This window comes from Streptomyces sp. NPDC028722 (assembly GCF_040637655.1).
In the GTDB taxonomy this organism is placed as follows: domain Bacteria; phylum Actinomycetota; class Actinomycetes; order Streptomycetales; family Streptomycetaceae; genus Streptomyces.
Genome location: NZ_JBEZWU010000001.1, coordinates 86,671 through 112,494, shown reverse-complemented (window position 1 = coordinate 112,494; position 25,824 = coordinate 86,671). Strand labels below are relative to the sequence as shown.

The window sequence follows — 25,824 nt, the reverse complement described above, 5'->3', positions numbered from 1 at the left end:
GTGCCGCCGCGGCGGCGGCTCGCCGTCGCGGTGGGGCTGCTCGCCGCCGTCGGCGGGGCCTTCGCCTACGTAGGCGCCGTCGACCCGAACGAGCCCGGCCACTACCCCGCCTGCCCCCTGTACCGGGTCACCGGCCTGTACTGCCCGGGCTGCGGCGGGCTGCGCGGCGCGCACGCCCTCGTCCACGGCGAGCTCCTCACCGCCCTGCGCGACAACGCGCTGGGGGTGGCCGCCTGCCTGGGCCTCGCCGTGCTGTGGGCCGTCTGGGTGGTCCGCGCGACGCGCGGCCGGCCGCTGCGGATCGACCCCCGGCCGGCACAGCTGTGGGCGCTCGGCGCGTTGCTGCTGGTGTTCACCGTCGTCCGGAACCTGCCGTTCGGTGGCTGGCTACACCCTTGATCGAACGGCGAACGTCCAGGTAGTGGGACCGCCCACAACTGGATGCGAGGCCTCGGCCCTCCTGCGGATACCATCGCAGTGACCACGGGTTTTCAGAACCGAAGGAACCACCGTCCTGGAAGGGGGCCGCTCGCGTGAGTGTGCTCGACGAGATCATCGACGGAGTCCGTGCCGACCTCGCGGAGCGGCAGGCACGCGTCAGCCTCGACGAGCTCAAGGAGCGTGCGGCGAAGGCCCCGGCCGCCAAGGACGGGGTGGCCGCGCTCAAGGGCGACGGCGTCAAGGTGATCTGCGAGGTCAAGCGCTCCAGCCCGTCCAAGGGCGCGCTCGCCGCGATCGCCGACCCGGCCGCACTCGCGGCGGACTACGAGGCCGGCGGCGCCGCCGTGATCTCCGTGCTCACCGAACAGCGCCGCTTCGGCGGCTCCCTTGCCGACCTGGAGACCGTTCGCGCGCGCGTGGACATCCCGGTGCTGCGCAAGGACTTCATCGTCACGTCGTACCAGCTGTGGGAGGCCCGCGCGTACGGCGCCGACCTCGCGCTGCTGATCGTGGCCGCGCTGGACCAGCCGGCCCTGGAGTCGCTGATCGAGCGGGCGGTGTCCATCGGCCTGACGCCCATCGTCGAGGTGCACGACGAGGACGAGGTCGAGCGGGCGGTGGACGCGGGCGCCCGGGTCATCGGCGTCAACGCGCGCGACCTGAAGACGCTGGAGGTCGACCGCGGCACCTTCGAGCGGATCGCCCCGGAGATCCCGGACAGCGTGGTCAAGGTGGCCGAGTCCGGCGTGCGCGGGCCGCACGACCTGATCGCCTACGCCAACGCCGGCGCCGACGCGGTCCTGGTCGGCGAGTCCCTGGTGACCGGCCGCGACCCGAAGGCGGCGGTGGCCGACCTGGTGGCGGCGGGCGAGCACCCGGCACTGCGGCACGGGCGCGGCTGACCTCCCGCTAGGCTTGGTCCCGATGACTCTCACCGTGACGACCGTGGACCGGCACGCCCGCCTGGCGCGCGGCTGCCGCCCGAGGGGCTGTCGTGCCCCGGCCCGGCGCGTCCACGGCCGTCGCGTGCGGTACGTCATCGGCGACGAACCCGGGCAGGTGAACGGGCGTCGATGGCACCGCGCCCCTCAGGGGCGCGGGGAACTGCGCGACACGCCACAGACGAGCTGAGGCCGACCGACGAGCCCCGCACCCCACGGCGATCAGTGTCTTCTCATCACACTCACCGTGAGGTATCCGCATGCCCAGCCAGTTCTTCATCCCTGACCCCGAGGGGCAGGTCCCCAGCGCGCAAGGCTACTTCGGCGCGTTCGGCGGTACGTTCATCCCGGAGGCCCTCGTCGCCGCCGTGGACGAGGTCGCCGTCGAGTACGACAAGGCCAAGGCGGACCCCGAGTTCGCCCGCGAACTCGACGACCTGCTCGCGCACTACACGGGCCGCCCCAGCGCCCTCACCGAGGTCCCCCGGTTCGCCCGGCACGCCGGCGGCGCCCGGGTGTTCCTCAAGCGCGAGGACCTCAACCACACCGGCTCCCACAAGATCAACAATGTGCTCGGCCAGGCCCTGCTGACCCGGCGCATGGGCAAGACCCGGGTCATCGCCGAGACCGGCGCCGGCCAGCACGGTGTCGCGACCGCCACGGCCTGCGCGCTGTTCGGCCTCGACTGCACGATCTACATGGGCGAGATCGACACCGAGCGCCAGGCCCTCAACGTGGCCCGGATGCGCATGCTCGGCGCCGAGGTCGTCGCCGTGAAGTCCGGCAGCCGCACTCTCAAGGACGCCATCAACGAGGCGTTCCGGGACTGGGTCGCCAACGTCGACCACACCCACTACCTGTTCGGCACCGTCGCCGGCCCCCACCCCTTCCCTGCCATGGTGCGCGACTTCCACCGGGTGATCGGTGTGGAGGCCCGCCGTCAGCTGCTGGAGCGTGCCGGGCGCCTCCCGGACGCGGCCGTCGCCTGCGTCGGCGGCGGCTCGAACGCCATCGGCCTCTTCCACGCCTTCATCCCCGACGAGGGCGTCCGTCTGATCGGCTGCGAGCCCGCGGGCCACGGCATCGAGAGCGGCGAGCACGCGGCCACCCTCACCGCCGGCGAGCCCGGCATCCTGCACGGCTCCCGCTCCTACGTCCTCCAGGACGAGGAGGGCCAGATCACCGAGCCGTACTCGATCTCGGCCGGCCTGGACTACCCGGGCGTCGGCCCCGAGCACGCCTATCTGAAGAACTCCGGCCGCGGCGAGTACCGCGCGATCACCGACGACGCCGCCATGCAGGCCCTGCGCCTGCTGTCGCGGACCGAGGGCATCATCCCGGCCATCGAGAGCGCCCACGCCCTCGCCGGCGCCCTGGAGGTCGGCAGGGAGCTGGGCCCCGACGGTCTGATCGTCGTCAACCTCTCCGGCCGCGGCGACAAGGACATGGACACCGCCGCCCGCTACTTCGGGCTGTACGACACCGACGCCGAGGTGGCCGCCGACGAGGCCGACACCGCCGAGATCGAGGGGGACGCCAAGTGAGCGGCACCATCCAGCTGCTGTCGGACACCCTCGCCGCCGCGAAGGCCGAGGGCCGCGCCGCGCTCATCGCCTACCTCCCGGCCGGCTTCCCGACCGTGGACGGCGGCATCGAGGCGGTCAAGGCCGTCCTCGACGGCGGCGCCGACATCGTCGAGGTCGGCCTGCCGCACAGCGACCCGGTCCTGGACGGCCCGGTCATCCAGACCGCCGACGACATCGCCCTGCGCGGCGGGGTGAGGATCGCGGACGTCATGCGCACGGTCAGGGAGGCCCACGCGGCCACCGGCAAACCCGTGCTGGTCATGACGTACTGGAACCCGATCGACCGGTACGGCGTCGAGCGCTTCACCGCCGAGCTGGCCGAGGCGGGCGGCGCGGGCTGCATCCTGCCCGACCTGCCCGTGCAGGAGTCGGCGCTGTGGCGGGAGCACGCCGAGAAGCACGGCCTTGCGACGGTCTTCGTCGTGGCGCCGAGCAGCAGGAACGAGCGGCTCGCCCGGATCACCGCGGCGGGCAGCGGCTTCGTCTACGCCGCCTCCCTCATGGGTGTCACCGGCACCCGCGCGTCCGTCGGCGCACAGGCCCACGAGCTGGTCGAGCGCACCCGCGCCACCGGCACCGGCCTGCCCGTCTGCGTGGGGCTCGGCGTCTCCGACGCGGCCCAGGCCGCCGAGGTCGCCGGCTTCGCCGACGGGGTCATCGTCGGCTCGGCGTTCGTGAAGCGGATGCTGGACGCCCCCGACCACGCCTCCGGCCTCGCGGCGGTCCGCGAGCTGGCGGCGGACCTGGCGAAGGGTGTCCGCGGACAGGCGTAACCGCACGTGGGGTCCCCTTTCCAGGGGTGCGGTCACTCGAAGGGGTGGACCTTGGGCCGGGGAGGCGCGCTGCGCCTCCCCGGTTCGTTCTGGGGGTGTGAGCGAGAAGAACCGTGACGGAAAGCGCACCGCCCGGGAGCGGCTGGCGGTCGAGCGCGAGAAGCAGAAGGCCGGGGACAAGCGGCGGCGCACGTTGATCGTGGGCGCGAGCGTGGTCTGTGTCCTCGGCCTCGCGGCGGTGATCGGCGTGATCGCCGCCCATGCCGGCAAGGACAAGGGCAGCAGCGCGGGCCCGGTCGTGGCGCCCTCGGGCGCGCAGGGCAGGGACAGCCTCGCCATCCCGGTCGGCAAGGACGGCGACAGGCCGACGCTCACCGTCTGGGAGGACTTCCGCTGTCCGGCCTGCCGGGCCTTCGAGACGGTGTACCGGCCGACCCTCCACCAGCTGACCGACGCCGGCAAGCTCAGAGTCGACTACCACCTGGTCCGGCTGATCGACGGCAACCTCGGCGGCGCCGGCTCCCTGCGCGCCGCCAACGCCGCGGCCTGCGCCCAGGACGCCGGAAAGTTCCGCGAGTACCACGACGTGCTGTACGACAACCAGCCCGAGGAGAGCGTCGACACCTTCGGCGACAACGGCACGCTGATCAAGCTGGCCGGCAAGGTGCGGGGCCTGGACACCCCCGCGTTCCGCACCTGCGTCAAGGACGGCACCCACCTCGCCTGGGTGAACAAGTCCCACCGGGCCATGGGCGCCGCCGGCTACAACAGCACGCCGACCGTCCTGCTCGGCGGCAAGAACATCATGGAGGATCGGACGATGTCCCCGGCCAGGCTCAAGCAGCTGGTGGAGACGGCCGGCCAGGGATGAGCGTCTCCCGCACGTCCCCGTTATGGACCCGTAGCCGGGCTGCCTGCCGTCCCCACGGCCCGGCACGGTAGCGTCGGACCTGCCATGGAACTTGCCTACATTCCCAGCCCGTCGCACGGGGTGCTGTACCTCGGCCCCATCCCGCTGCGCGGCTACGCCTTCTGCATCATCATCGGCGTCTTCGTCGCCGTCTGGCTCGGCAACAAGCGCTGGATCGCCCGCGGCGGCCAGTCCGGCACGGTCGCCGACATCGCCGTCTGGGCCGTCCCGTTCGGCCTGGTCGGCGGCCGGCTCTACCACGTGATCACGGACTACGAGCTGTACTTCAGCAAGGGCCGTGACTGGGTGGACGCCTTCAAGGTGTGGGAGGGCGGCCTGGGCATCTGGGGCGCGATCGCCCTCGGCGCGCTCGGCGCGTGGATCGGCGCACGCCGCCGGGGCGTCCCGATGCCGGCGTACGCCGACGCCGTCGCACCCGGAATCGCGGTCGCGCAGGCCATCGGCCGCTGGGGCAACTGGTTCAACCAGGAGCTGTACGGCCGCGAGACGCATGTTCCCTGGGCGCTGCACATCACCTCCGCCGAGGGCGGCCGGGTGCCGGGCTACTACCACCCGACCTTCCTCTACGAGTCCCTGTGGTGCGTCGGCGTCGCCTTCCTGGTCATCTGGGCCGACCGCCGCTTCAAGCTGGGCCACGGCCGGGCGTTCGCGCTGTACGTCGCCGCATACTGCGTGGGCCGCGGCTGGATCGAGTACATGCGGGTGGACGACGCCCACCACATCCTGGGCCTGCGCCTCAACGACTGGACGGCGCTGGTCGTCTTCCTGCTCGCGGTGGTGTACATCGTCGTGTCGTCGAAGAAGCGGCCGGGCCGCGAGGCCGTCATGGAGCCGGACGCCCCCGGCACTCCGGCCGGCGCCGGCACGGAGGCCGAGGGCGGCGAGGAAGCCGACGGCGGTACGGACTCCGAGGGCGGTACGGAGGCCGTTGCCGGGGTCGGGGAGAAGACCCCGCGCTCCGGGGATTCGCGCAAGGACGAGACGGAGCCGGCCGAGAAGAGCTGACCGCCGGCCGTACGGCACCGAGGGCGTCCGGGACTCTCCGGGCGCCCTCCGCGCGTGTGCGGGCGGCCGGTGCCGCCGTCCTCACGTGCTGTACCGCGCCTCGATCTCCGGCCGGTACGGCATCGACACCGACGCCCCAGCCCGCTGCACGGAGATCGCCGCCGCGGCGGCCGCCCAGGACAGGGCCTCGCGCACCGGTCTCTCCTCGGCGAGGGCCACGGCGAGCGCGCCGGCGAAGGTGTCGCCCGCGCCGGTGGAGTCGACGGCGCTCACCCGGGGCGCGGGCACCACCAGCGGCTCGGCGCCCCGGGCCCGGTACAGACAGCCCGTCGCCCCCAGGGTGACGACGACCTGGGGCACCAGGTCCAGCAGGGCGGCCGCCGCCTCGCGCGGGTCGGTGCAGCCGGTGAGGGTGACCGCCTCGTACTCGTTCGGCACCAACAGGTCGGTGGCGGCGAGGAGTTCGGGCGGCAGTGGACGGACGGGGGACGGGGTGAGCACCGTACGGACCCCGTGCCGGTGCGCCGCCTGCGCGCCCGCGACGACCGCCGCCGGCGGGATCTCCAGTTGCAGCAGCAGGGCGTCGGCGGAGGCGATCACCCCCTCGTCACCGGGGGAGAGGTGGTCGACGGTGCCGTTGGCCCCCGGGATGACGACGATGGAGTTGCCGCCCTCGTCGTCCACCACGATGTGTGCCGTGCCGGAGGGACCCTCGACCGTGCGCAGGGAGTCGGTGTCCACCCCGGAGTGTTCGAGGGTGTCGCGCAGCCGCAGTCCGAAGGCGTCGTTGCCGACCGCGCCGATCATCGAGACGGTGGCGCCGGCGCGGGCGGCGGCGATCGCCTGGTTGGCGCCCTTGCCGCCGGGGATCGTACGGAATTCCCGCCCGGTCACGGTCTCGCCGCGCTGCGGGGCCCTGGCGACGTAGGTGACGAGGTCCATGTTCGTGCTGCCGAGGACCGCGATGTGGGTCATGGGCGGATCACCTCCCGGTGCGCTCTTCGAGGTATTCCAGTGTTTCGGGTGTCATGCCCGAAATCATCCTCTGGAGCGGGCCGGGCGGCCCCGGTGGACACGAGGGAAAACCGCAGGTTAGACGAGCCTTTCCTTGGTGGCGGGGGCGGAATGGGGGAGGTAGATTCAGTGTTGTCGAAGTATAGAACTCGTCCAAACTTAGCTTTGCCTTAGCTACCCTGGGGGACCGTATGGCGATCATCGAAACCGAGGCCGCGCTCCACGAGGCGCACCGTGACAACCACACCCACCGCGACGTCAACGGCGGCTGGCTGCGCCCCGCCGTCTTCGGCGCGATGGACGGCCTGGTCTCCAATCTCGCCCTGATGACGGGCGTGGCCGGCGGGTCCATGGGCCAGCACACCATTGTCATCACCGGACTCGCGGGGCTCGCCGCCGGCGCCTTCTCCATGGCGGCCGGCGAGTACACCTCGGTCGCCTCCCAGCGCGAACTCGTCGAGGCGGAACTCGACGTCGAACGCCGTGAGCTGCGCAGGCATCCGCAGGACGAGGAGGCCGAGCTGGCGGCGCTGTACGTGGCCCGCGGGGTCGAGCCCGAGCTGGCCCGCCAGGTCGCCCGGCAGCTCTCCCAGGATCCCGAGCAGGCCCTGGAGATCCACGCCCGCGAGGAGCTGGGCATAGACCCCGGCGATCTGCCCTCGCCGCTGGTCGCGGCCGTCTCCTCCTTCGGCTCGTTCGCCCTCGGCGCCCTGCTGCCGCTGCTGCCGTATCTGCTGGGCGCGACCGTGCTCTGGCCGGCCGTGCTGCTCGCCCTGGCGGGGCTCTTCGGGTGCGGCGCCGTCGTGGCCAGGGTGACCGCGCGCAGCTGGTGGTTCAGCGGTCTGCGGCAGCTGGCGCTCGGCGGTGCGGCGGCCGGTGTGACGTACGCCCTGGGCACTCTGTTCGGAACGGCCGTAGGATAGCCCGACCGCTACCTATGCGATGGGCCGCATAAGTAGCCGTTACTCGCTGGTTTCGCGCGCATGACCACCGGGCATGAGCCGTAAGCGCTGTGGGCAATGAGGCCTGCCGCACCCCTGCGGGGTGGGCGATGACGCTCCCCCCGGCCCCTCCGGCCCGACGGACGCGGATCCGACCGATCCTGTCCGTGACGGCCCCCGCACCGTTCCGCCGCCCGGCGCGGCACCCGCCGCCACCGTGCGGCACCCCCGCCGTCACCACACGGCAGTCGCCGCCATCCACGGCACGCGCCGCGTTCGCGCGGCACCTCCGCCGCGACCGCGGCGTCCGCATGTTGGAACGCAGTATCCGGTTCCCGGGAATCGCTCCATCATGTAACCTGCACGAAATTTTGATCTGAAGCAGAGGGCCAACGTCGTCCCTCGGCACCTGCCACATGCCATATGACGACGACGGGAGAGCCGATGCGTACGCCGCGCCAGCCGTCCCAGCATTCCGAGAACGGCCAGAACTGGTCGTTCATGGATGCTCGCCCTGCTGCGCAGGGTATGTACGACCCCCGCAACGAACACGACGCCTGTGGTGTCGGTTTCGTCGCCACTCTTACCGGCGAGGCGTCCCACACGCTGGTCGAGCAGGCGCTCACCGTCCTGCGCAACCTGGAGCACCGCGGTGCCACCGGCTCCGAGCCCGACTCGGGCGACGGCGCGGGCATCCTCTCCCAGGTTCCCGACGCCTTCCTCCGTGAGGTGGCCGGTTTCGACCTTCCCGCGGCCGGCTCCTACGCGGTAGGCATCGCCTTCCTGCCGGAGGACGGGGCCAAGGCCGCCGTCTCGCGGATCGAGACGATCGCCGCCGAGGAAGGGCTGACCGTCCTCGGCTGGCGCGAGGTGCCGGTCGCCCCGGAGCTGCTCGGCGCCACCGCCCGCTCCACCATGCCGGCCTTCCGCCAGATCTTCGTGACCGACCATGCCGGCGAGGGCATCGCGCTGGACCGCAGGGCGTTCGTGCTGCGCAAGCGCGCCGAGCGCGAGGCCGGGGTCTACTTCCCGTCCCTGTCCGCCCGGACGATCGTCTACAAGGGCATGCTGACCACCGGCCAGCTGGAGCCCTTCTTCCCGGACCTGTCCGACCGCCGCTTCGCCTCCGCGATCGCGCTCGTGCACTCCCGGTTCTCCACCAACACCTTCCCGTCGTGGCCGCTGGCGCACCCGTACCGCTTCGTCGCCCACAACGGTGAGATCAACACCGTCAAGGGCAACCGCAACTGGATGCAGGCCCGCGAGTCGCAGCTCGTCTCCGGCCTGTTCGGCTCGGACGAGAAGGCCATCGAGCGGATCTTCCCGGTCTGCACGCCGGACGCCTCCGACTCCGCCTCCTTCGACGAGGTCCTGGAGCTCCTGCACCTGGGCGGCCGCTCGCTGCCGCACTCCGTGCTGATGATGATCCCCGAGGCATGGGAGAACCACGCCTCCATGGACCCGGCCCGCCGCGCCTTCTACCAGTTCCACTCCACGATGATGGAGCCCTGGGACGGCCCGGCCTGTGTGACCTTCACCGACGGCACCCAGGTCGGCGCGGTCCTCGACCGCAACGGCCTGCGCCCCGGCCGCTACTGGGTCACCGACGAGGGCCTCGTCGTCCTCGGCTCCGAGGTCGGCGTCCTCGACATCGACCCGGCCAAGGTCGTCCGCAAGGGCCGCCTCCAGCCCGGCCGCATGTTCCTCGTGGACACCGCCGAGCACCGCATCATCGAGGACGACGAGATCAAGGCGGCCCTCGCCGCCGAGAAGCCGTACGCCGAGTGGCTGGAGGCCGGCGAGATCGAGCTGGGCGACCTGCCCGAGCGCGAGCACATCATCCACACCCACGCCTCGGTCACCCGCCGCCAGCAGACCTTCGGGTACACCGAGGAGGAGCTGCGCGTCATCCTCGCGCCCATGGCCCGCACCGGCACCGAGCCGATCGGCTCCATGGGCACGGACTCGCCCATCGCGGCCCTGTCCGAGCGCCCGCGGCTGCTCTTCGACTACTTCACCCAGCTCTTCGCGCAGGTCACCAACCCGCCGCTGGACGCGATCCGCGAGGAGCTGGTCACCTCCCTGCGCTCGTCGTTGGGCCCCGAGGGCAACCTGCTGGAGCCGACGGCCGCCTCGTGCCGCACGGTCACCCTGCCCTTCCCGGTGATCGACAACGACGAGCTGGCCAAGCTCATCCACATCAACGCCGACGGCGACATGCCGGGCTTCAAGGCCGCGACCCTCTCCGGCCTGTACCGGGTCTCCGGCGGCGGCGAGACGCTCGCCGCCCGCATCGAGGAGATCTGCGCCGAGGCCGACGCGGCCATCGAGAACGGCGCCCGCCTGATCGTCCTGTCGGACCGGCACTCCGACGCCGAGCACGCGCCGATCCCGTCGCTGCTGCTCACCTCGGCCGTCCACCACCACCTCATCCGCACCAAGCAGCGCACCCAGGTGGGCCTGCTGGTCGAGGCCGGTGACGTCCGCGAGGTCCACCACATCGCCCTGCTCATCGGCTACGGCGCCGCCGCCGTCAACCCGTACCTGGCGATGGAGTCCGTCGAGGACCTGCTGCGCGCCGGCACCTTCCTCAACGGCCTCGAGCCCGAGCAGGCCATCAAGAACCTGATCTACGCCCTGGGCAAGGGCGTCCTGAAGGTCATGTCCAAGATGGGCATCTCCACCGTCGCCTCCTACCGAGGCGCCCAGGTCTTCGAGGCCGTCGGCCTGGACGAGACCTTCGTGCGGACGTACTTCAACGGCACCGCCACCAAGATCGGCGGCGTCGGCATCGACGTCATCGCCCGGGAGGTCGCCGCCCGCCACGCCAAGGCCTACCCGGCCTCCGGCATCGCTCCGGCGCACCGCGCGCTGGACATCGGCGGCGAGTACCAGTGGCGCCGCGAGGGCGAGCCGCACCTGTTCGACCCGGAGACGGTCTTCCGCCTCCAGCACTCCACGCGCACCGGCCGCCTCGACATCTTCAAGAAGTACACCGACCGCGTGAACGAGCAGTCCGAGCGCCTGATGACGCTGCGCGGCCTGTTCGGCTTCAAGTCGGACCGGGGCCCGATCCCCGTCGAGGAGGTCGAGCCGGTCTCCGAGATCGTCAAGCGGTTCTCGACCGGCGCGATGTCGTACGGCTCCATCTCCAAGGAGGCGCACGAGACCCTCGCCATCGCCATGAACCAGCTGGGCGGCAAGTCCAACACCGGTGAGGGCGGCGAGGACGCCGAGCGCCTGTACGACCCGGCCCGCCGGTCCGCCATCAAGCAGGTCGCCTCCGGCCGCTTCGGCGTCACCAGCGAGTACCTGGTCAACGCGGACGACATCCAGATCAAGATGGCCCAGGGCGCCAAGCCCGGCGAGGGCGGCCAGCTGCCCGGCCACAAGGTGTACCCGTGGGTCGCCAAGACGCGTCACTCGACGCCGGGCGTCGGCCTGATCTCCCCGCCGCCGCACCACGACATCTACTCCATCGAGGACCTCGCCCAGCTGATCCACGACCTGAAGAACGCGAACCCGCAGGCGCGGATCCACGTGAAGCTGGTCTCCGAGGTCGGCGTCGGCACGGTCGCGGCGGGTGTGTCCAAGGCGCACGCGGACGTGGTCCTGATCTCCGGTCACGACGGCGGTACGGGCGCGTCCCCGCTGACGTCGCTGAAGCACGCGGGCGGCCCCTGGGAGCTGGGCCTCGCCGAGACCCAGCAGACCCTGCTGCTCAACGGCCTGCGCGACCGGATCGTGGTCCAGACGGACGGCCAGCTGAAGACCGGCCGTGACGTGGTCATCGCCGCGCTGCTCGGCGCCGAGGAGTTCGGTTTCGCGACCGCGCCGCTCGTCGTCTCCGGCTGCGTGATGATGCGCGTCTGTCACCTGGACACCTGCCCGGTCGGCATCGCCACCCAGAACCCGGCGCTGCGCGAGCGCTTCGCCGGCAAGGCCGAACACGTGGTCAACTTCTTCCGGTTCATCGCCGAGGAGGTCCGCGAGCTGCTGGCCGAGCTGGGCTTCCGCTCCATCGAGGAGGCCGTCGGCCACGCCGAGGTGCTCGACGTCGAGCGCGCGGTCGACCACTGGAAGGCACAGGGCCTGAACCTGGAGCCGCTGTTCCACGTGCCCGACCTGCCCGCGGGCGCCGCCCGCCACCGGCTGATCGCCCAGGACCACGGCCTGGAGAAGGCCCTGGACAACGAGCTGATCAAGCTCGCCGGCGACGCCCTCGCGGCCGGTGACGCCACCGAGGCGCAGCCGGTGCGCGCCCAGGTCGCCATCCGCAACATCAACCGCACGGTCGGCACCATGCTCGGCCACGAGGTGACGAAGAAGTTCGGCGGTGCGGGCCTGCCCGACGACACCATCGACATCACCTTCACCGGCTCCGCCGGCCAGTCCTTCGGCGCGTTCCTGCCGCGCGGCGTCACGCTGCGCCTGGAGGGCGACGCCAACGACTACGTCGGCAAGGGCCTGTCCGGCGGCCGGATCGTCGTCCGCCCGGACCGCGCGGCCGACCACCTGGCCGAGTACTCGACCATCGCCGGCAACACCATCGCCTACGGCGCCACCGGCGGCGAACTGTTCCTGCGCGGCCGTACCGGTGAGCGGTTCTGCGTCCGCAACTCCGGCGCGACGGTCGTCTCCGAGGGCGTGGGCGACCACGGCTGCGAGTACATGACCGGCGGTCACGCGGTCGTCCTCGGCCCGACCGGCCGCAACTTCGCGGCGGGCATGTCCGGCGGCATCGCGTACGTCATCGACCTCGACCGCGACAACGTCAACGCCGGCAACGCCGGTGCCGTCGAGGCCCTGGACGACACGGACAAGCAGTGGCTGCACGACGTGGTGCGCCGCCACGCCGAGGAGACCTCCTCGACGGTCGCCGCGAAGCTGCTCGCCGACTGGGACACGGCCGTGGAGCGGTTCAGCAGGATCATCCCCAGCACGTACAAGGCAGTGCTCGCCGCCAAGGACGCCGCCGAGCGAGCCGGTCTCTCCGAGACCGAGATCACCGAGAAGATGATGGAGGCGGCGATCAATGGCTGACCCGAAGGGCTTCCTGAACCACGGCCGCGAGGTCGCCAAGACCCGTCCCGTCGGTGAGCGCGTCAAGGACTGGAACGAGGTCTACGTCCCCGGCTCCCTGCTGCCGATCATCAGCAAGCAGGCCAGCCGGTGCATGGACTGCGGCATCCCGTTCTGCCACAACGGCTGTCCGCTGGGGAACCTGATCCCCGAGTGGAACGACTACGCCTACCGCGAGGACTGGGCCGCCGCTCAGGAGCGCCTGCACGCGACCAACAACTTCCCGGAGTTCACCGGCCGCCTCTGCCCGGCCCCCTGCGAGTCGGCGTGCGTGCTCGGCATCAACCAGCCGCCGGTCACCATCAAGAACGTCGAGGTCTCGATCATCGACAAGGCGTGGGAGACCGGGGACGTCGCCCCGCAGATCCCCGAGCGCCTGTCCGGCAAGACGGTCGCGGTCATCGGCTCCGGCCCGGCGGGTCTCGCCGCCGCCCAGCAGCTGACCCGGGCCGGCCACACGGTCGCCGTCTACGAGCGCGCGGACCGCGTCGGCGGCCTCCTGCGGTACGGCATCCCCGAGTTCAAGATGGAGAAGCGGCACATCAACCGCCGTATCGAGCAGATGCGCGCGGAGGGCACCCGCTTCCGCACCGGTGTCGAGATCGGCCGCGACATCACCGCCCGCGACCTGAAGAAGCGGTACGACGCGATCGTGATCGCCGCCGGTGCCACGACCGCGCGCGACCTGCCGGCGCCGGGCCGCGAGCTGAAGGGCATCTACCAGGCGATGGAGTACCTGCCCCTGGCCAACAAGGTCCAGGAGGGTGACTACGTCACCACCCCGATCTCGGCCGAGGGCAAGCACGTCGTCGTGATCGGCGGCGGCGACACCGGCGCCGACTGCGTGGGCACCGCCCACCGCCAGGGCGCGGCCTCCGTCACCCAGCTGGAGATCATGCCCCGCCCGAACGACGAGCGGCACCCGGCCGACCAGCCCTGGCCGACCTTCCCGCTCCTCTACAAGGTCACCTCGGCGCACGAGGAGGGCGGCGAGCGGATCTACTCCGCCTCCACCACCCACTTCGAGGGCGACGAGGACGGCAACGTGCAGTGGCTGCACCTCGCCGAGGTCGAGTTCGTCGACGGCCGGCTGACCCAGAAGCCGGGCACCGAGCGCAAGATCCCCGCCCAGCTGGTCACCCTCGCCATGGGCTTCACCGGCACCGACCGGGAGAACGGCCTGGTAGACCAGTTCGGCCTGGAGCTGGACGCACGCGGTAACATCGCCCGCGACGCCGAATTCCAGACCAACGTGCCGGGTGTGTTCGTCGCCGGTGACGCCGGCCGCGGCCAGTCCCTGATCGTCTGGGCGATCGCGGAGGGCCGCTCGGCCGCCCGCGGCGTCGACCGCTACCTGACCGGGGCCAGCGACCTGCCGGCCCCGATCCGCCCGACGGACCGCGCCCTGGCGGTCTGACGGCGGTCACGAAGACGTCCCGTACAAAGGCGTACGGAACACTGACGGCGCCTGCCCGCCTGTCCCCGACCGGACGACTGGGCAGGCGCCGTCGCACGTCCCGACGCCGTCGCGGCCCGGCGGACGGCCACGGCGCACGGCCTACGTGTCGCACTCCAGCACCGTCCGGCACAATCCGCACCGCGCCCGTACCCGTCCCCGCACCGGCACCCTGATCCGCTGGTGGCAGGTCGGGCAGGGAAAGGTCACCTGGAGGCGGCCGAGGCCGTCGGGGGTGAAGGCGTACGGGCCCGCCGGGGGCACGTCCGGGGCGTGCCGGCGGTCGTGCGCGTAGCGGCGGCGGCCCGCCCAGCCGGCCGCGGTCAGCGGCGGCTGCTGCTCGTCGCGGCGGGCCCGGGCCAGCCCCTTGGCGTAGGCGGTGTGCGCCTGCGGGCTGGTGAACCACACGGACGGGTCCTCGTGGAAGATCAGGGCCCGCTTGGCCAGGACGTAACCGAACTCCTCCGGGGTGAGGTAGCCCAGCTTCTGGGAGGAGACGCCGTCCTCCCGGTAGGCGTCCAGCAGCAGCCAGCCCGCGCCCAGGTAGGCCGTGACGGTGTCCGTCAGGATCTCGTTCTCGGCCGTGGTGGGGAACGTGAGGTCCAGGCGGTGCAGGTAGACGTGGGCCACCTCGTGGGCGAGCGCCGCGCCGATGTCCCGGCGATGGGTGCGGAACCGGTCGTTCAGCTCGACGAAGTACTCCGGACCCGACGCCAGTTCGACGTCGGCCGCATGGGTCATCTCCCGGAAGCAGACGATCAGCCGCGCGTCCGGCAGCCGGAAGTGCCGCACGATCTCGCGGGCCACGCGCTGCGCGCCCAGATGCAGGTCGTCGGTGTCGCAGAAGGCCACGTCGGCGGGGGCCACGCTGACCGAGAACGTCTCCACGGTGCCGTGGGACAGCCGCCGGTACAGCGCGGTGACCGCGGCCCGGATCGTCTCCAGATGCGGGTAACCGTGCTCGACCGGTCCGCCGTTCGCCACGTCCTGACCCCCTTCAGACGCCGGAACTCCCCTCCACTGTAGGTGGACCCCGGGTCCCGGGGATCCACCGGCGATCCACTCCCCGGACACCTCGCGGCCCGGGCCGGTCCAGCACATAGGGTGGGCGTCCATGACGACCAGCAACACCGGCACGGGTGCCGTGGACCCCGAGGTCCGCCACGAACTGGAGCGGCTTCGCGACAGCATCGACAACATCGACGCGGCCGTCGTCCACATGCTCGCCGAGCGTTTCAAGGCCACACAGCAGGTCGGCAGGCTCAAGGCGGTGCACCAGCTGCCGCCCGCCGACCCGGCCCGCGAGTCCCGGCAGATCGAACGGCTGCGTCGCCTCGCCGAGAACGCCAAGCTCGACCCCGCGTTCGCCGAGAAGTTCCTGAACTTCATCATCGCCGAGGTGATCCGGCACCACGAGCGGATCGCCGAGGACACCCACAACGGGGACGCCGCGGACGCCGTCTGACCGGCAGCGCGGCCGGGCGGCGGGCCGACCGGGGGCGCACAAGGGACATAAGCCGTGTACCGATCCGCCCCTGTGCGCTGTCGGCCCCATCAGGCAGCATGGCCTGCATGTCCGTACTCACGCGCGACGAAGCGCAGCTCCGAGCACAGTTCCTCGACGTCCACCGCTACACGGTCGAACTGGACCTCACCACCGGGGACGAGACCTTCGGCTCCCGTACCGCGATCCGGTTCACCGCCCGGTCCGACGGGGAGACGTTCGTCGAGCTGAAGCCCGCCGAGCTGCGCGGTGTCACCCTGGACGGACGGTCGCTCGACCCCGAGTCGCTGCGCGAGGGACGGCTGCCGCTGCGCGGCCTCACCGCCGGCGAGCACGAGCTGCGCGTCGACGCGGTCATGCGCTACTCCCGCACCGGCGAGGGCATGCACCGCTTCACCGATCCGAGTGACGGCGAGACGTACGTCTACACGCAGCTGTTCATGGACGACGTCCAGCGCGTCTTCGCCGCCTTCGACCAGCCCGACCTGAAGGCCGTCTTCGAGATCTCCGTCAGGGCGCCGGAGGGCTGGAGCGTCCTCGCCAACGGCGTCACCGAGCAGCGGGGCGACGGCGTCTGGCAGGCCGCGCCCACCCCGCTGATCTCCACCTACCTCGCGGCCGTCGCCGCCGGCCCCTGGCACTCGCTGCGCACCGAGCACCGCGGACTGCCCTTCGGCATCCACTGCCGCCGCTCGCTCGCACCCCACCTGGACGCCGACGCCGACGAGATCTTCGACATCACGCGCGCGTGCTTCGACCGCTACCACGAGAAGTTCGAGGAGCCGTACCCCTTCGACTCCTACGACCAGGCGTTCGTCCCCGAGTTCAACGCGGGCGCCATGGAGAACCCGGGCCTGGTCACCTTCCGCGACGACTTCGTCTACCGCTCCGCCGTCACCGACACCGAACGGCAGACGCGCGCCATGGTCATCGCGCACGAGATGGCCCACATGTGGTTCGGCGACCTCGTCACCCTCAAGTGGTGGGACGACATCTGGCTGAACGAGTCCTTCGCCGAGTACATGGGCTACCGGACCACCGCCGAGGCCACCCGGTTCACCGACCCCTGGACCGAGTTCGCCGTCACCCGCAAGTCCTGGGGCTACGACGCCGACCAGCGGCCCACCACCCACCCGGTCGCCCCCGAGAACGTCGACGACACGGCCTCCGCGCTGCTCAACTTCGACGGCATCTCCTACGCCAAGGGCGCCTCCGCGCTGCGCCAGCTGGCCGCCTGGCTCGGCGAGAAGGACTTCCTCGCCGGCATCAACACCCACTTCGCGCGGCACAAGTTCGCCAACGCCACCCTCGCCGACTTCGTCGACTCCCTCGCCTCGGCCACCGACCGCGACGTCCACGCCTGGGCCGACAGCTGGCTGCGCACCGTCGGCGTCGACACCCTCGTGCCCGACGTCACGGCCGACAACGGCACCTGGCACCTCGACGTCCGGCACCTGGGCACCGCCGGCGCCCCGGCCGGGACCGGTCCCGCCGGGGACGGCGGCAGCCGCCCGCACCGCGTCACCCTCGGCGTCTACGACCGCGACCTGCACGACGAGCGCCGGCTGATTTTGCGCCGACGCGTGGAAGCAGACCTCCCCGCCGCCGACGGTCTGAGCCTGCGCACCGCCGGCCCGCGCCCCGCGTTCGTCCTCCTCAACGACGGCGACCTCACCTACGCCAAGATCCGCTTCGACGCCGCGTCCGCCGAGACGGCCCGCACCCACCTGTCCGGCCTGCCCGAACCGCTCACCCGCGCGGTCGTGTGGAACGCCCTGCGGGACGCCGTCCGGGACGGCGAGCTGCCGGCCGCCGCCTATCTTCAGACGGCCCGTGCCCACCTCCCGCACGAGACCGACCTGGCCGTCGCCCAGGGCGTACTGGCCTTCGCCTCCGGCCAGATCGCCGACCAGTACCTGGCGCCCGAGGACCGCCCGGCCGCCCTGGCCGGCCTCACGTCGCTCTGCCGCGACCTGCTGCGGCGCACCGAGGACGGCGACCACCCCGGCCTGCGGCTCATCGCCGTACGGCACCTGATCGGTGTGACCGCCCGCCCGGAGACCATCGCCGCCTGGCTCGCCGACGGCACGGTGCCCGGCGGCCCGGAACTCGACCCCGAGCTGCGCTGGCGCGTCCTCGCCCGGCTCGCCGTGCTCGGCGCCACCGACGAGGCCGCCATCGCCGCCGAGCTGGAGCGCGACCCGAGCGCCACCGGCCAGGAGGGTGCCGCCCGCTGCCGTGCCGCGCTGCCCGACCCCGAGGCCAAGCGCGCCGCCTGGGAGGCGATGTTCGCCGGCGACTCGCTGTCCAACTACCTCTTCACGGCCACCGCACAGGGCTTCTGGCAGCCCGAACAGGCCGAGCTGGTCCGGGAGTACGTGCCGCGCTTCTACCAGGACGCGGTCGCCGTCGCCGCCCGCCGCGGCCCCGCCATCGGTGTCGCCGCCGGCCGCTGGTGCTTCCCGGCCCACGCCGTCGACGCCGGGAACCTGCGGCTGGGCGAGGCCTGTCTGCGCGAGGCCGACCTCACCCCGGCCCTGCGCCGCACCCTCGCCGACCGCCTGGACGACCTGTCCCGCGCCCTGCGGGTGCGCGAGGGGCGGCCGGCACGACAGACCGCGCCGGCCGCCGCGCGGGGAGCGCAGGTCGGGGCGTAGGCCCGGGGGCGCGGGCGGGCGTAGGTCCGACGACGTAGGGCACGGCTGGTACCTGGCGACGATGCGGGGGACCGGCCGCCGTCCCTAGGCTCGGGCTCCGGAGATCAGCCCAGCCCCCGAAAGGCGGCATCGTGATCGTAGTGACCGGCGCGACCGGCAACGTAGGCCGTGCCCTTGTCGACCGTCTCCTCGCCGCGGGACAGCCTGTCCGCGCGCTGACCCGCGACCCGGAGCGGGCCGAGCTGCCCGCACCCGCGGAGGTGGTGGCGTTCCGTCCGGACGAGCCCGCCGCCCTGTTCACCGGGGCGACGAAGCTCTTCCTCTACGCGCAGGCCGGCACCGCCCCGCTGCTGGCGGCGGCCCGCGCCCACGGGGTACGCCACGTCGTCCTGCTCTCCAGCGGCGTCATCCAGGAGGGCGCCGACGAGACCCATCCCATCCACGTCATGCACGCCACCGCCGAGCGGCAGATCCAGGACAGCGGGCTCGCCTGGACGTTCCTGCGCCCCAACGCCTTCGCCACCAACGCGCTCCAGTGGGCACCGCAGATCCGCGCCGGCGACACCGTCCGCGGCGTCTTCGCGGACGGGCTCACCGCGCCGATCCACGAGGACGACATCGCGGCCGTCGCCGAGCGCGTCCTGCTCGACGACGGGCACGAGGGCGCCGCGTACCGGCTGACCGGGCCGGCGGCGACCAGCAACGCCGGCCAGGTGGAGGCCATCGGCACCGCGCTCGGCAGGAAGCTGACGTTCGTGGAGACCGACCCGGCCGACGCGGGCCCGGAACTCTTCCCGCACGTGCCGCCGCAGATGCTCGAACGCCTGCTGCGCACCTTCGCCGAGACCGTCGGCGTGCCCCCGGAGATCACCGGCACCGTCGAGCAGCTCACCGGCACCCCCGCCCGCCCCTTCGACCGGTGGGCCCGGGACCACGCCGGGGACTTCCGGGCGTAACCGGCGGGAGCGCGCGACCACCCTCCCCACGGGGTCTCCCGGGACGGCAGTACACACTTTCGGGTTCCGTTCACCGGGCTTCCGGGACGCAGGGCACCCTTCCGGTACAAGCTGGAAGTCCACCCACAAGCCGGAAGCCCGCTGGACGTTCCCGTGCCCGCCAGGAGAGCCCATGAGCGCAGGACACTCCCCGCACCTGCCGCCGCTCGCCTCGGGGCCCGGCGGCACCGACGCCCTGCGGCCCCTCCTCGCCACCGTGTTGGACGCGCTCGCGGCCGGCGCCGCCCGGCGCGGCGGACCGCTGCCCGCCGGCGGACCGGACGCCGTCGCCGCGCGCGTCGCCGACGCCCTCGGGGACGTCCTGCCGGCCACCGGCGATCCGGACGCCCTGCGCGTCCTCGTCCAGACCCTCGCGGAGGGCGCCGCCGACCCCGCCGACCCGCTGTGCGCCGCCCACCTGCACTGCCCGCCGCTCGCCGTGGCCACCGCCGCCGACCTCGCCGTGGGCGCCCTCAACCCCTCCCTGGACTCCTGGGACCAGGCCCCGGCCGCCTCCTCCCTGGAAGCCACGGTCGCGCGCACCCTCGCCCGCACGGCCGGCCTCGCCGACGCCCTCGTCACCACCGGCGGCACCGAGTCCAACCTGCTCGCCCTGCTGCTCGCCCGCGAGGCCCACGGCGGCAGCGTCCGGCTGGTCTGCGGGGCGGGTGCCCACCACTCCCTGCCGCGCGCCGCCTGGCTGCTCGGCCTGCCCGACCCGGTCGTCATCCCGGCACCCGACGGCACCCTCGACCCGGCCGCCCTCGACGGAGCCCTCACCGCGCTCTCCGGCCCCCTGCTCGTGGCCGCCACCGCCGGCACTACCGACGCCGGCCTGATCGACCCGCTCCCCGAGATCGCCGCCCTGTGCGCCACCCACGGCGTCCGGCTGCACATCGACGCGGCGTACGGCGGGGGCCTCCTCTTCAGCGACCGGCACCGCGGCAAGCTCGCCGGGCTCGACGCGGCCCACACCGTCACCCTCGACCTGCACAAACTCGGCTGGCAGCCGGTCGCCGCGGGCCTCCTCGCCGTCGCCCACCCCCACGAACTGACCCCCCTCCGGCAGCGCGCCGGCTACCTCAACGCCGACGACGACACCGAGGCCGGCTTCCCCGACCTCCTCGGCCGCTCCCTGCGCACCACGCGCCGCCCCGACATCCTGAAGATCGCCGTCACCCTGAGAACACTGGGCCGTGGTGGCTTGGGCACCCTGGTCGACCAGGTCTGCGCCCTGGCCCGTGACTTCGCCGCGCTGGTCCGCCGGCACCCCGGTTTCGCGCTGTACGACCGGCCCGACATCAGCACCGTCCTGTTCCGCCCGGCCGAGGCCGACGACACCGCCGTGGCCACCGCGCGCCGCAGGCTGCTGCACGAGGGCCGGGCCGTTCTCGGCCGCGCCCGGCTCGACGGCCGCCTCTGGCTCAAGGCCACCTTCCTCAACCCCCACACCCGGCCGGACGACCTGGCCCGCCTGCTCACGCTCGTCGAACTCGCCGCACTCGCCGAAGGAAGCACCCCCGGATGACCCACCCCCCACGCCGCGACCCCGCATCCCCGCGCGACCTGGTCGGCATCGGCATCGGCCCCTGCAACCTCTCCCTGGCCGCGCTCGCCCAGCCGCTCGCCGAACTCGACGCGGTCTTCTACGAACAGCGTCCCGGCTTCGACTGGCACCCCGGGCTGCTCATCGACGGCGCCACCGTCCAAGTGCCGTTCCTCGCCGACCTGGTGACCCTCGCCGACCCCACCAGCCCCTGGAGCTTCCTCAACTACCTCAAGAGCCGCGAACGGCTCTTCCCGTTCTACTTCACCGAGCGCTTCCACATCCAGCGCACCGAGTACGACGCCTACTGCCGCTGGGTCGCGCGGCAGCTGCCCGGGCTGCACTTCCGCCACCAGGTCGACGCCGTCCGCTGGAACCCGGAACGGGACGTGTTCGAGGTCGACCACACCCAGCTCGACGCCGACGGCGAGGCCGAGGCCCTCGGCCGTACGCACACCCGCAACATCGTCCTCGGCATCGGCACCGCCCCCTACGTGCCCGACCCCCTCAGGCCCCTGGTGGAGACGCCGGGTCTGCCCGTCCTCCACGCCGCCGACTATCTCGAGCACCGCGACACCTTGCTCGCCGCCGGGCACGTCACCGTCGTCGGCTCCGGACAGTCCGGCGCCGAGGTCTTCCTCGACCTGCTGCGCCACCGCCCGGCCGGCCGGGAAGGGCTGCACTGGCTCGGCCGCACCGAGGCGTTCGCGCCGATGGAGTACTCCAAGCTGGGTCTTGAGCACTTCACGCCCGACTACACCCGCTACTTCCACGCCCTGGCCGAACCCGTCCGGGACCGGCTCGTCGCCGCCCAGTGGCAGCTGTACAAGGGCATCGACGCGGGCACCCTCGCCGCCATCCACGACGAGCTGTACCGCCGCTGTCCGGACGGCGGCTGGCCCGACGCGGTCCTCACCCCCGGGGTCCGCGTCCGCACCGCCGGCCGGATCGCCACCACCCAGGTGGAACTCCACCTGGAGCACCTCCAGCAGGGCAGCCGGTCCCGGCTCACCACCGACGCCGTCGTCCTCGCCACCGGCTACCGCGAGCGTCCCCTCGGCCGCATCCTGGCCGGGCTAGACCCCTACATCCGCCGGGACAGCGGCGGACGCCCGCGGATCGACGAGGAGTTCCGGCTCGTCCTGGACCCCTCGGTCACCGGCTCGGTCCACGTCCAGAACGCCGAGCTGCACACGCACGGCGTCGGCGCACCCGACCTCGGCCTGGCCGCCTGGCGCAGCGCCACCATCCTCAACTCGCTCACCGGCAAGGAGGCGTACCCGCTCCCTGCCCGCACGGCCTTCACCAGCTTCGGACTCCGGGAACCCGCGGGCCGGGTCCCGCAGAGCAGACCCGCCGGACGGCTGACCCCGCTGGTCGAGGGCAGATGATCCGCCGCGCAGGCCCCCACCGCCCGGCGCCGGCACCCGCGCGGGCGGGCACCGACGCCGTTCACGTCGCTCAGAACACCGGCGTGCCGTTGCGCACCAGCTTCCAGTCCACCGACGCGAAGTCCTTCGGGTCCAGGACACCCTTTGCGGTGACCCACTCCGCGATCCGGGTGCGGATCTCCGTGGACTCCGACCACAGCTCCTTGGCGGCGGCGACGTACGGGAAGGCGCCGCCGCCGTTGGCGCGGTAGTTGTTCACCGCGAGCACGAACTGCTGGGCGTCGTCCAGCGCGGCCCCCTGGAACGTCAGGTTCTTGATCCGCGACCCGGCCGGCTGGGCGATGTCGATGTCGTACGACAGGCCGGAGACGTAGTCGTAGTTGTAGTCCGGGCGGCCACCGGCGTTGGTCAGCTTCTCGACGTCCACCGTGGCGTCGGCGGCCGTCTGGACGTAGTACTCCGCCGAGTACTCCAGGTAGGCGCGCACCTGGGCACCCGTCAGCAGCTTGGCCACCAGCGTGTTGTCGTACACGTACAGACTGGACAGGCCCCGGATGGTGACGTCGCCGGCCGGGATCTCGGAGGTCCGGGAGAACGGCGAGGCCTGGGCGATCACCGGCAGCGAGGCGTACGGGGTGCCCGCGAGCGCCGCCTTGACCACGTCCTCCTGGACCTTGGTGATCAGGTCGATGATGGGGGCGTCCCGGTAGCGGGCCTCGACCGTGGTCAGGGTCTCGGTCGCCCGGCCCACGACCTGGTTGACGTACGCGACGACCTTCTGGTGCTCGTCGGTGAGCAGCTTGGTGATCCTGGGGTCGTCGGCGACGGAGCTGGAGTCGCGCAGCGAGGCGGAGACCGACTCGACCTCCCAGCGGCCCTTGCCGAACACCAGCTCGATGTCGAAGAGGGTGAGCCGCTCGGCGTAGCACAGCGGCTCGGAGAGGACGACGGTCCGGCCCGTCTTCTCGTTGACGACCTTCAGCTCCGGGATCTCCAGGTGCGCGTGGCCGACCAGGATCGCGTCGATGCCGGGCACCTGGCGGGCCACGTCGGCGGCCGCGTTCTCCACGTACGGCACCTGGTCGCCGTACGACGACGTGCCCGACGTACCCGAGTGCGCCGAGACGACGACCACGTCCGCGCCCATCGACCTCAGCTTCGGCACCCACTTGGCGGCCTGCTCCACCAGGCCCGGGAACGCCAGCTTGCCCTGCACGTACGCCTTGTCCCAGATCGCGATGCCCGGGTTGGTCAGACCGAGCACGGCCACCCTGACCGGCCTGGCGCCCGGCACGTGGAACGTCTTCATGACATACGGCGCGAAGGCGGGCCGCAGCGTCCTGGCGTCCACGGCGTTGGCGCCGAGCAGCGGGAAACGCAGCTGCGACTCGAACTTCCGCAGCGTCTCGATGCCGTAGTTGAACTCGTGATTGCCGAGCGCCGCCGCGTCGTACCCGATGGCGTTCATCGCCTGGGCCATCGGGTGCACCGGGCCGCCCTTGGCGGTGATCGGGTCGACCTTGGCGTAGTAGTAGGCCAACGGGGTGCCCTGGATGGTGTCACCGGCGTCCAGCAGCAGGGTGTTGCAGCGGCCCTTCTCGGCGCGGACCTGCTCCACCAGGGTGGAGATACGGGCGAGCCCCATGGCGTTGCCCGCCTTGTCGGCGTACTCCGCGTCCTTGAAGTAGTCCCAGTTGAAGACGTGGCCGTGCAGGTCGGTGGTGCCCATGACGGTCAGGGAGTACCGCTTGGCGGGGCGCGGGGGCTTCTTGCCGTCCGCCGCCCGGGCCGCCGGTGCCGCCGCCGCGCCGGCGACCGCCACTCCCGCTCCGGTGGCGGCGGACTTCTTCAGGAACTTCCGGCGGTTCAGCGGCATTCTCGGTCTCCTTGGCGCATGGTCGACGACGCGCGTAGATTCTGACCTGAGCATGACCTGTGTCAACAGGTCCGGCAGGTTGCGATCTGATGACCATCGCTCATCGGAGCGAACCGGCACTCAATTAAACACTTGTCAATATCCCTTTGCCGAAAGTCTGTTGAGTCGTCACGCGGGGCCAATTCTCTACCCGCGGGTAAGGCCTAGGCTCGACGTATGCGCCGAGCAAAGATCGTCTGTACTCTGGGGCCCGCCACCGACTCGTACGACCAGATCAAGGCACTGGTCGAGGCCGGAATGGACGTCGCCCGGTTCAACCTCAGCCACGGCACCCACGCCGAGCACGAGGAGCGTTATCAGCGGGTGCGGAAGGCCGCTGACGAGACCGGCCGCAGCGTCGGAGTGCTCGCCGACCTTCAGGGCCCGAAGATCCGGCTCGGCCGCTTCGCCGAAGGACCGGTACTGCTTGAACGCGGCGACCTCTTCACCGTCACCGTGGAGGACGGCGTCGAGGGCGACCGCCACCGGTGCGGCACCACCTACGCGGGCCTCGCCGCCGATGTCGCCCCCGGTGAGCGCATCCTCGTCGACGACGGCAAGGTCTGCCTGGAGGTCACCGCCGTCGACGGCCCCCAGGTGCACACGCGGGTGGTCGAGGGCGGCGTCGTCTCCGACCACAAGGGACTGAACCTCCCCGGTGTCGCCGTCTCCGTCCCCGCCCTGTCCGGGAAGGACGAGGACGATCTGCGCTGGGCGCTGCGCACCGGCTTCGACCTGATCGCCCTCTCCTTCGTCCGCAGCGGCCGGGACGCCGAGGACGTCCACCGGATCATGGCGGAGGAGGGTCGCCGCCTGCCCCTGATCGCCAAGATCGAGAAGCCGCAGGCCGTGGAGAACCTCGACGGCATCGTGGCCGCCTTCGACGCGCTGATGGTCGCGCGCGGCGACCTGGGCGTGGAGATGCCGCTGGAGGAGGTGCCGATCGTGCAGAAGCGCGCGGTCAAGCTGGCCAGGCGCAACGCCAAGCCAGTGATCGTCGCCACCCAGATGCTCGATTCGATGATCGACAACTCGCGGCCCACCCGCGCCGAGGCCTCCGACGTGGCCAACGCGGTGCTGGACGGCACGGACGCGGTCATGCTCTCCGGCGAGACCAGCGTCGGCAAGTACCCGGTCGAGACCGTGCGCACCATGGCGAAGATCGTCGAAGCGGCCGAGGAGGACATGCTGGCCAAGGGCCTGCCGCCGCTGACCGAGCAGAACAAGCCGCGCACCCAGGGCGGTGCGGTCGCCCGGGCCGCCGCCGAGATCGGTGACTTCCTCGGCGCGAGGTTCCTGGTGGCGTTCACCCAGTCGGGAGACACCGCCCGCCGGCTCTCCCGCTACCGCTCGCCGATCCCGCTGCTCGCTTTCACCCCCGAGCCGGCCACCCGTTCCCAGCTCAGCCTGACCTGGGGCGCCGAGACCTTCCTCGGCCCGCACGTCGGATCCACGGACGCGATGGTCGAACAGGTGGATGAGCTGCTGCTGAAGTACGGCCGGTGCGAGAAGGGCGATGTCGTGGTCATCACGGCGGGTTCCCCGCCCGGCGTCTCCGGCTCGACCAACCTGGTCCGGGTCCATCACATCGGCGAGGACGACAGTCCGGAGCAGGCCCCGTGACAGCCGGGGACGACAAGGGGCCC

The 25,824-nt window shown here is 72.1% G+C and carries 18 protein-coding genes; 15 read left to right on the top strand and 3 right to left on the bottom strand.

Annotated features, from left to right (window positions below; translation table 11 throughout):
* The 6 genes from AB0F03_RS00465 (at nucleotide 1) to lgt (ending at nucleotide 5,677) form a co-directional block, all read left to right on the top strand.
* Entirely contained in the window at nucleotides 1-399 is a 399-nt protein-coding gene (locus tag AB0F03_RS00465) for a DUF2752 domain-containing protein (protein ID WP_361985796.1), read from the top strand.
* A 134-nt stretch (nucleotides 400-533) separates the two neighbouring features.
* Nucleotides 534-1,343, top strand: a complete 810-nt coding sequence (gene trpC, locus AB0F03_RS00460; RefSeq protein ID WP_356820824.1) for an indole-3-glycerol phosphate synthase TrpC — start codon at nucleotides 534-536, stop codon at nucleotides 1,341-1,343.
* Between the two features lie 299 nt (nucleotides 1,344-1,642).
* A complete protein-coding gene (gene trpB / locus AB0F03_RS00455; protein WP_361984635.1) occupies nucleotides 1,643-2,926 on the top strand; it encodes a tryptophan synthase subunit beta in 1,284 nt (427 codons plus the stop codon).
* Nucleotides 2,923-3,741, top strand: a complete 819-nt coding sequence (gene trpA, locus AB0F03_RS00450; RefSeq protein ID WP_361984632.1) for a tryptophan synthase subunit alpha — start codon at nucleotides 2,923-2,925, stop codon at nucleotides 3,739-3,741. Before trpB ends, trpA begins: the two co-directional genes overlap by 4 nt.
* Nucleotides 3,742-3,838: 97 nt before the next feature.
* Entirely contained in the window at nucleotides 3,839-4,612 is a 774-nt protein-coding gene (locus AB0F03_RS00445; protein WP_361984629.1) for a thioredoxin domain-containing protein, read from the top strand.
* Between the two features lie 84 nt (nucleotides 4,613-4,696).
* Nucleotides 4,697-5,677: a prolipoprotein diacylglyceryl transferase gene (lgt, locus tag AB0F03_RS00440; RefSeq protein ID WP_361984626.1), complete on the top strand. Its 981-nt coding sequence runs from the start codon at nucleotides 4,697-4,699 to the stop codon at nucleotides 5,675-5,677.
* A gap of 81 nt (nucleotides 5,678-5,758) precedes the next feature.
* On the opposite strand, the gene rbsK is transcribed toward lgt, so the two are convergent.
* Complete coding sequence (gene rbsK, locus AB0F03_RS00435; RefSeq protein ID WP_361984623.1) at nucleotides 5,759-6,652, bottom strand: ribokinase; 894 nt, start codon at nucleotides 6,650-6,652, stop codon at nucleotides 5,759-5,761.
* 230 nt (nucleotides 6,653-6,882) lie between these two features.
* On the opposite strand from rbsK, the gene AB0F03_RS00430 reads away from it, so the two are divergent.
* From AB0F03_RS00430 to AB0F03_RS00420, 3 genes are all read left to right on the top strand, one after another.
* On the top strand, nucleotides 6,883-7,614 hold the full coding sequence (locus AB0F03_RS00430) for a VIT1/CCC1 transporter family protein (protein WP_361984620.1): 732 nt from the start codon (nucleotides 6,883-6,885) through the stop codon (nucleotides 7,612-7,614).
* Nucleotides 7,615-8,160: 546 nt separating this feature from the next.
* A complete protein-coding gene (gene gltB, locus AB0F03_RS00425) occupies nucleotides 8,161-12,675 on the top strand; it encodes a glutamate synthase large subunit (protein WP_361985794.1) in 4,515 nt (1,504 codons plus the stop codon).
* Complete coding sequence (locus AB0F03_RS00420; RefSeq protein WP_361984617.1) at nucleotides 12,668-14,131, top strand: glutamate synthase subunit beta; 1,464 nt, start codon at nucleotides 12,668-12,670, stop codon at nucleotides 14,129-14,131. Before gltB ends, AB0F03_RS00420 begins: the two co-directional genes overlap by 8 nt.
* A 141-nt stretch (nucleotides 14,132-14,272) precedes the next feature.
* Here the strand turns inward: AB0F03_RS00420 and AB0F03_RS00415 are convergent, their stop codons facing one another.
* The gene (locus AB0F03_RS00415) at nucleotides 14,273-15,154 is read right to left on the bottom strand and encodes a hypothetical protein (RefSeq protein WP_361984614.1); all 882 of its coding nucleotides are present in this window, start codon (nucleotides 15,152-15,154) and stop codon (nucleotides 14,273-14,275) included.
* Nucleotides 15,155-15,284: 130 nt separating this feature from the next.
* Here AB0F03_RS00415 and AB0F03_RS00410 point away from each other — a divergent pair, with 130 nt between their 5' ends.
* The 5 genes from AB0F03_RS00410 (at nucleotide 15,285) to AB0F03_RS00390 (ending at nucleotide 22,263) form a co-directional block, all read left to right on the top strand.
* Nucleotides 15,285-15,635: a chorismate mutase gene (locus AB0F03_RS00410; RefSeq protein ID WP_356820839.1), complete on the top strand. Its 351-nt coding sequence runs from the start codon at nucleotides 15,285-15,287 to the stop codon at nucleotides 15,633-15,635.
* 107 nt (nucleotides 15,636-15,742) lie between these two features.
* Nucleotides 15,743-18,331, top strand: a complete 2,589-nt coding sequence (gene pepN / locus AB0F03_RS00405) for an aminopeptidase N (protein ID WP_361984610.1) — start codon at nucleotides 15,743-15,745, stop codon at nucleotides 18,329-18,331.
* Nucleotides 18,332-18,462: 131 nt separating this feature from the next.
* Nucleotides 18,463-19,287, top strand: coding sequence for an NAD(P)H-binding protein (locus AB0F03_RS00400; protein WP_361984607.1), 825 nt, complete (start codon nucleotides 18,463-18,465; stop codon nucleotides 19,285-19,287).
* A 172-nt stretch (nucleotides 19,288-19,459) separates the two neighbouring features.
* On the top strand, nucleotides 19,460-20,854 hold the full coding sequence (locus AB0F03_RS00395) for a pyridoxal-dependent decarboxylase (protein ID WP_361984604.1): 1,395 nt from the start codon (nucleotides 19,460-19,462) through the stop codon (nucleotides 20,852-20,854).
* On the top strand, nucleotides 20,851-22,263 hold the full coding sequence (locus tag AB0F03_RS00390; protein WP_361984601.1) for a SidA/IucD/PvdA family monooxygenase: 1,413 nt from the start codon (nucleotides 20,851-20,853) through the stop codon (nucleotides 22,261-22,263). The genes AB0F03_RS00395 and AB0F03_RS00390 overlap by 4 nt, the downstream gene beginning before the upstream one ends.
* A gap of 70 nt (nucleotides 22,264-22,333) precedes the next feature.
* On the opposite strand, the gene AB0F03_RS00385 is transcribed toward AB0F03_RS00390, so the two are convergent.
* Nucleotides 22,334-24,139 (bottom strand): 5'-nucleotidase C-terminal domain-containing protein, encoded by a 1,806-nt coding sequence (locus AB0F03_RS00385; RefSeq protein WP_361984598.1) that lies wholly within the window; start codon nucleotides 24,137-24,139, stop codon nucleotides 22,334-22,336.
* Nucleotides 24,140-24,355: 216 nt separating this feature from the next.
* Between AB0F03_RS00385 and pyk the strand changes: the two genes are divergently transcribed.
* Nucleotides 24,356-25,801 carry a pyruvate kinase gene (gene pyk, locus AB0F03_RS00380; RefSeq protein WP_361984595.1) on the top strand — a complete coding sequence of 482 codons (1,446 nt, stop codon included), beginning with the start codon at nucleotides 24,356-24,358 and terminating at the stop codon, nucleotides 25,799-25,801.
* The last annotated feature ends 23 nt before the right edge of the window (nucleotides 25,802-25,824 follow it).

What these genes read in the sequence shown, in the direction of transcription:
- trpB (WP_361984635.1), top strand. Translation starts at nt 1,643, where the DNA reads ATGCCCAGCCAGTTCTTCATCCCTGACCCCGAGGGGCAGGTCCCCAGC.
- lgt (WP_361984626.1), top strand. Translation starts at nt 4,697, where the DNA reads ATGGAACTTGCCTACATTCCCAGCCCGTCGCACGGGGTGCTGTACCTC.
- rbsK (WP_361984623.1), bottom strand. Translation starts at nt 6,652, where the DNA reads ATGACCCACATCGCGGTCCTCGGCAGCACGAACATGGACCTCGTCACC.
- AB0F03_RS00430 (WP_361984620.1), top strand. Translation starts at nt 6,883, where the DNA reads ATGGCGATCATCGAAACCGAGGCCGCGCTCCACGAGGCGCACCGTGAC.
- gltB (WP_361985794.1), top strand. Translation starts at nt 8,161, where the DNA reads ATGTACGACCCCCGCAACGAACACGACGCCTGTGGTGTCGGTTTCGTC.
- AB0F03_RS00420 (WP_361984617.1), top strand. Translation starts at nt 12,668, where the DNA reads ATGGCTGACCCGAAGGGCTTCCTGAACCACGGCCGCGAGGTCGCCAAG.
- AB0F03_RS00410 (WP_356820839.1), top strand. Translation starts at nt 15,285, where the DNA reads ATGACGACCAGCAACACCGGCACGGGTGCCGTGGACCCCGAGGTCCGC.
- pepN (WP_361984610.1), top strand. Translation starts at nt 15,743, where the DNA reads ATGTCCGTACTCACGCGCGACGAAGCGCAGCTCCGAGCACAGTTCCTC.
- AB0F03_RS00395 (WP_361984604.1), top strand. Translation starts at nt 19,460, where the DNA reads ATGAGCGCAGGACACTCCCCGCACCTGCCGCCGCTCGCCTCGGGGCCC.
- AB0F03_RS00390 (WP_361984601.1), top strand. Translation starts at nt 20,851, where the DNA reads ATGACCCACCCCCCACGCCGCGACCCCGCATCCCCGCGCGACCTGGTC.
- AB0F03_RS00385 (WP_361984598.1), bottom strand. Translation starts at nt 24,139, where the DNA reads ATGCCGCTGAACCGCCGGAAGTTCCTGAAGAAGTCCGCCGCCACCGGA.
- pyk (WP_361984595.1), top strand. Translation starts at nt 24,356, where the DNA reads ATGCGCCGAGCAAAGATCGTCTGTACTCTGGGGCCCGCCACCGACTCG.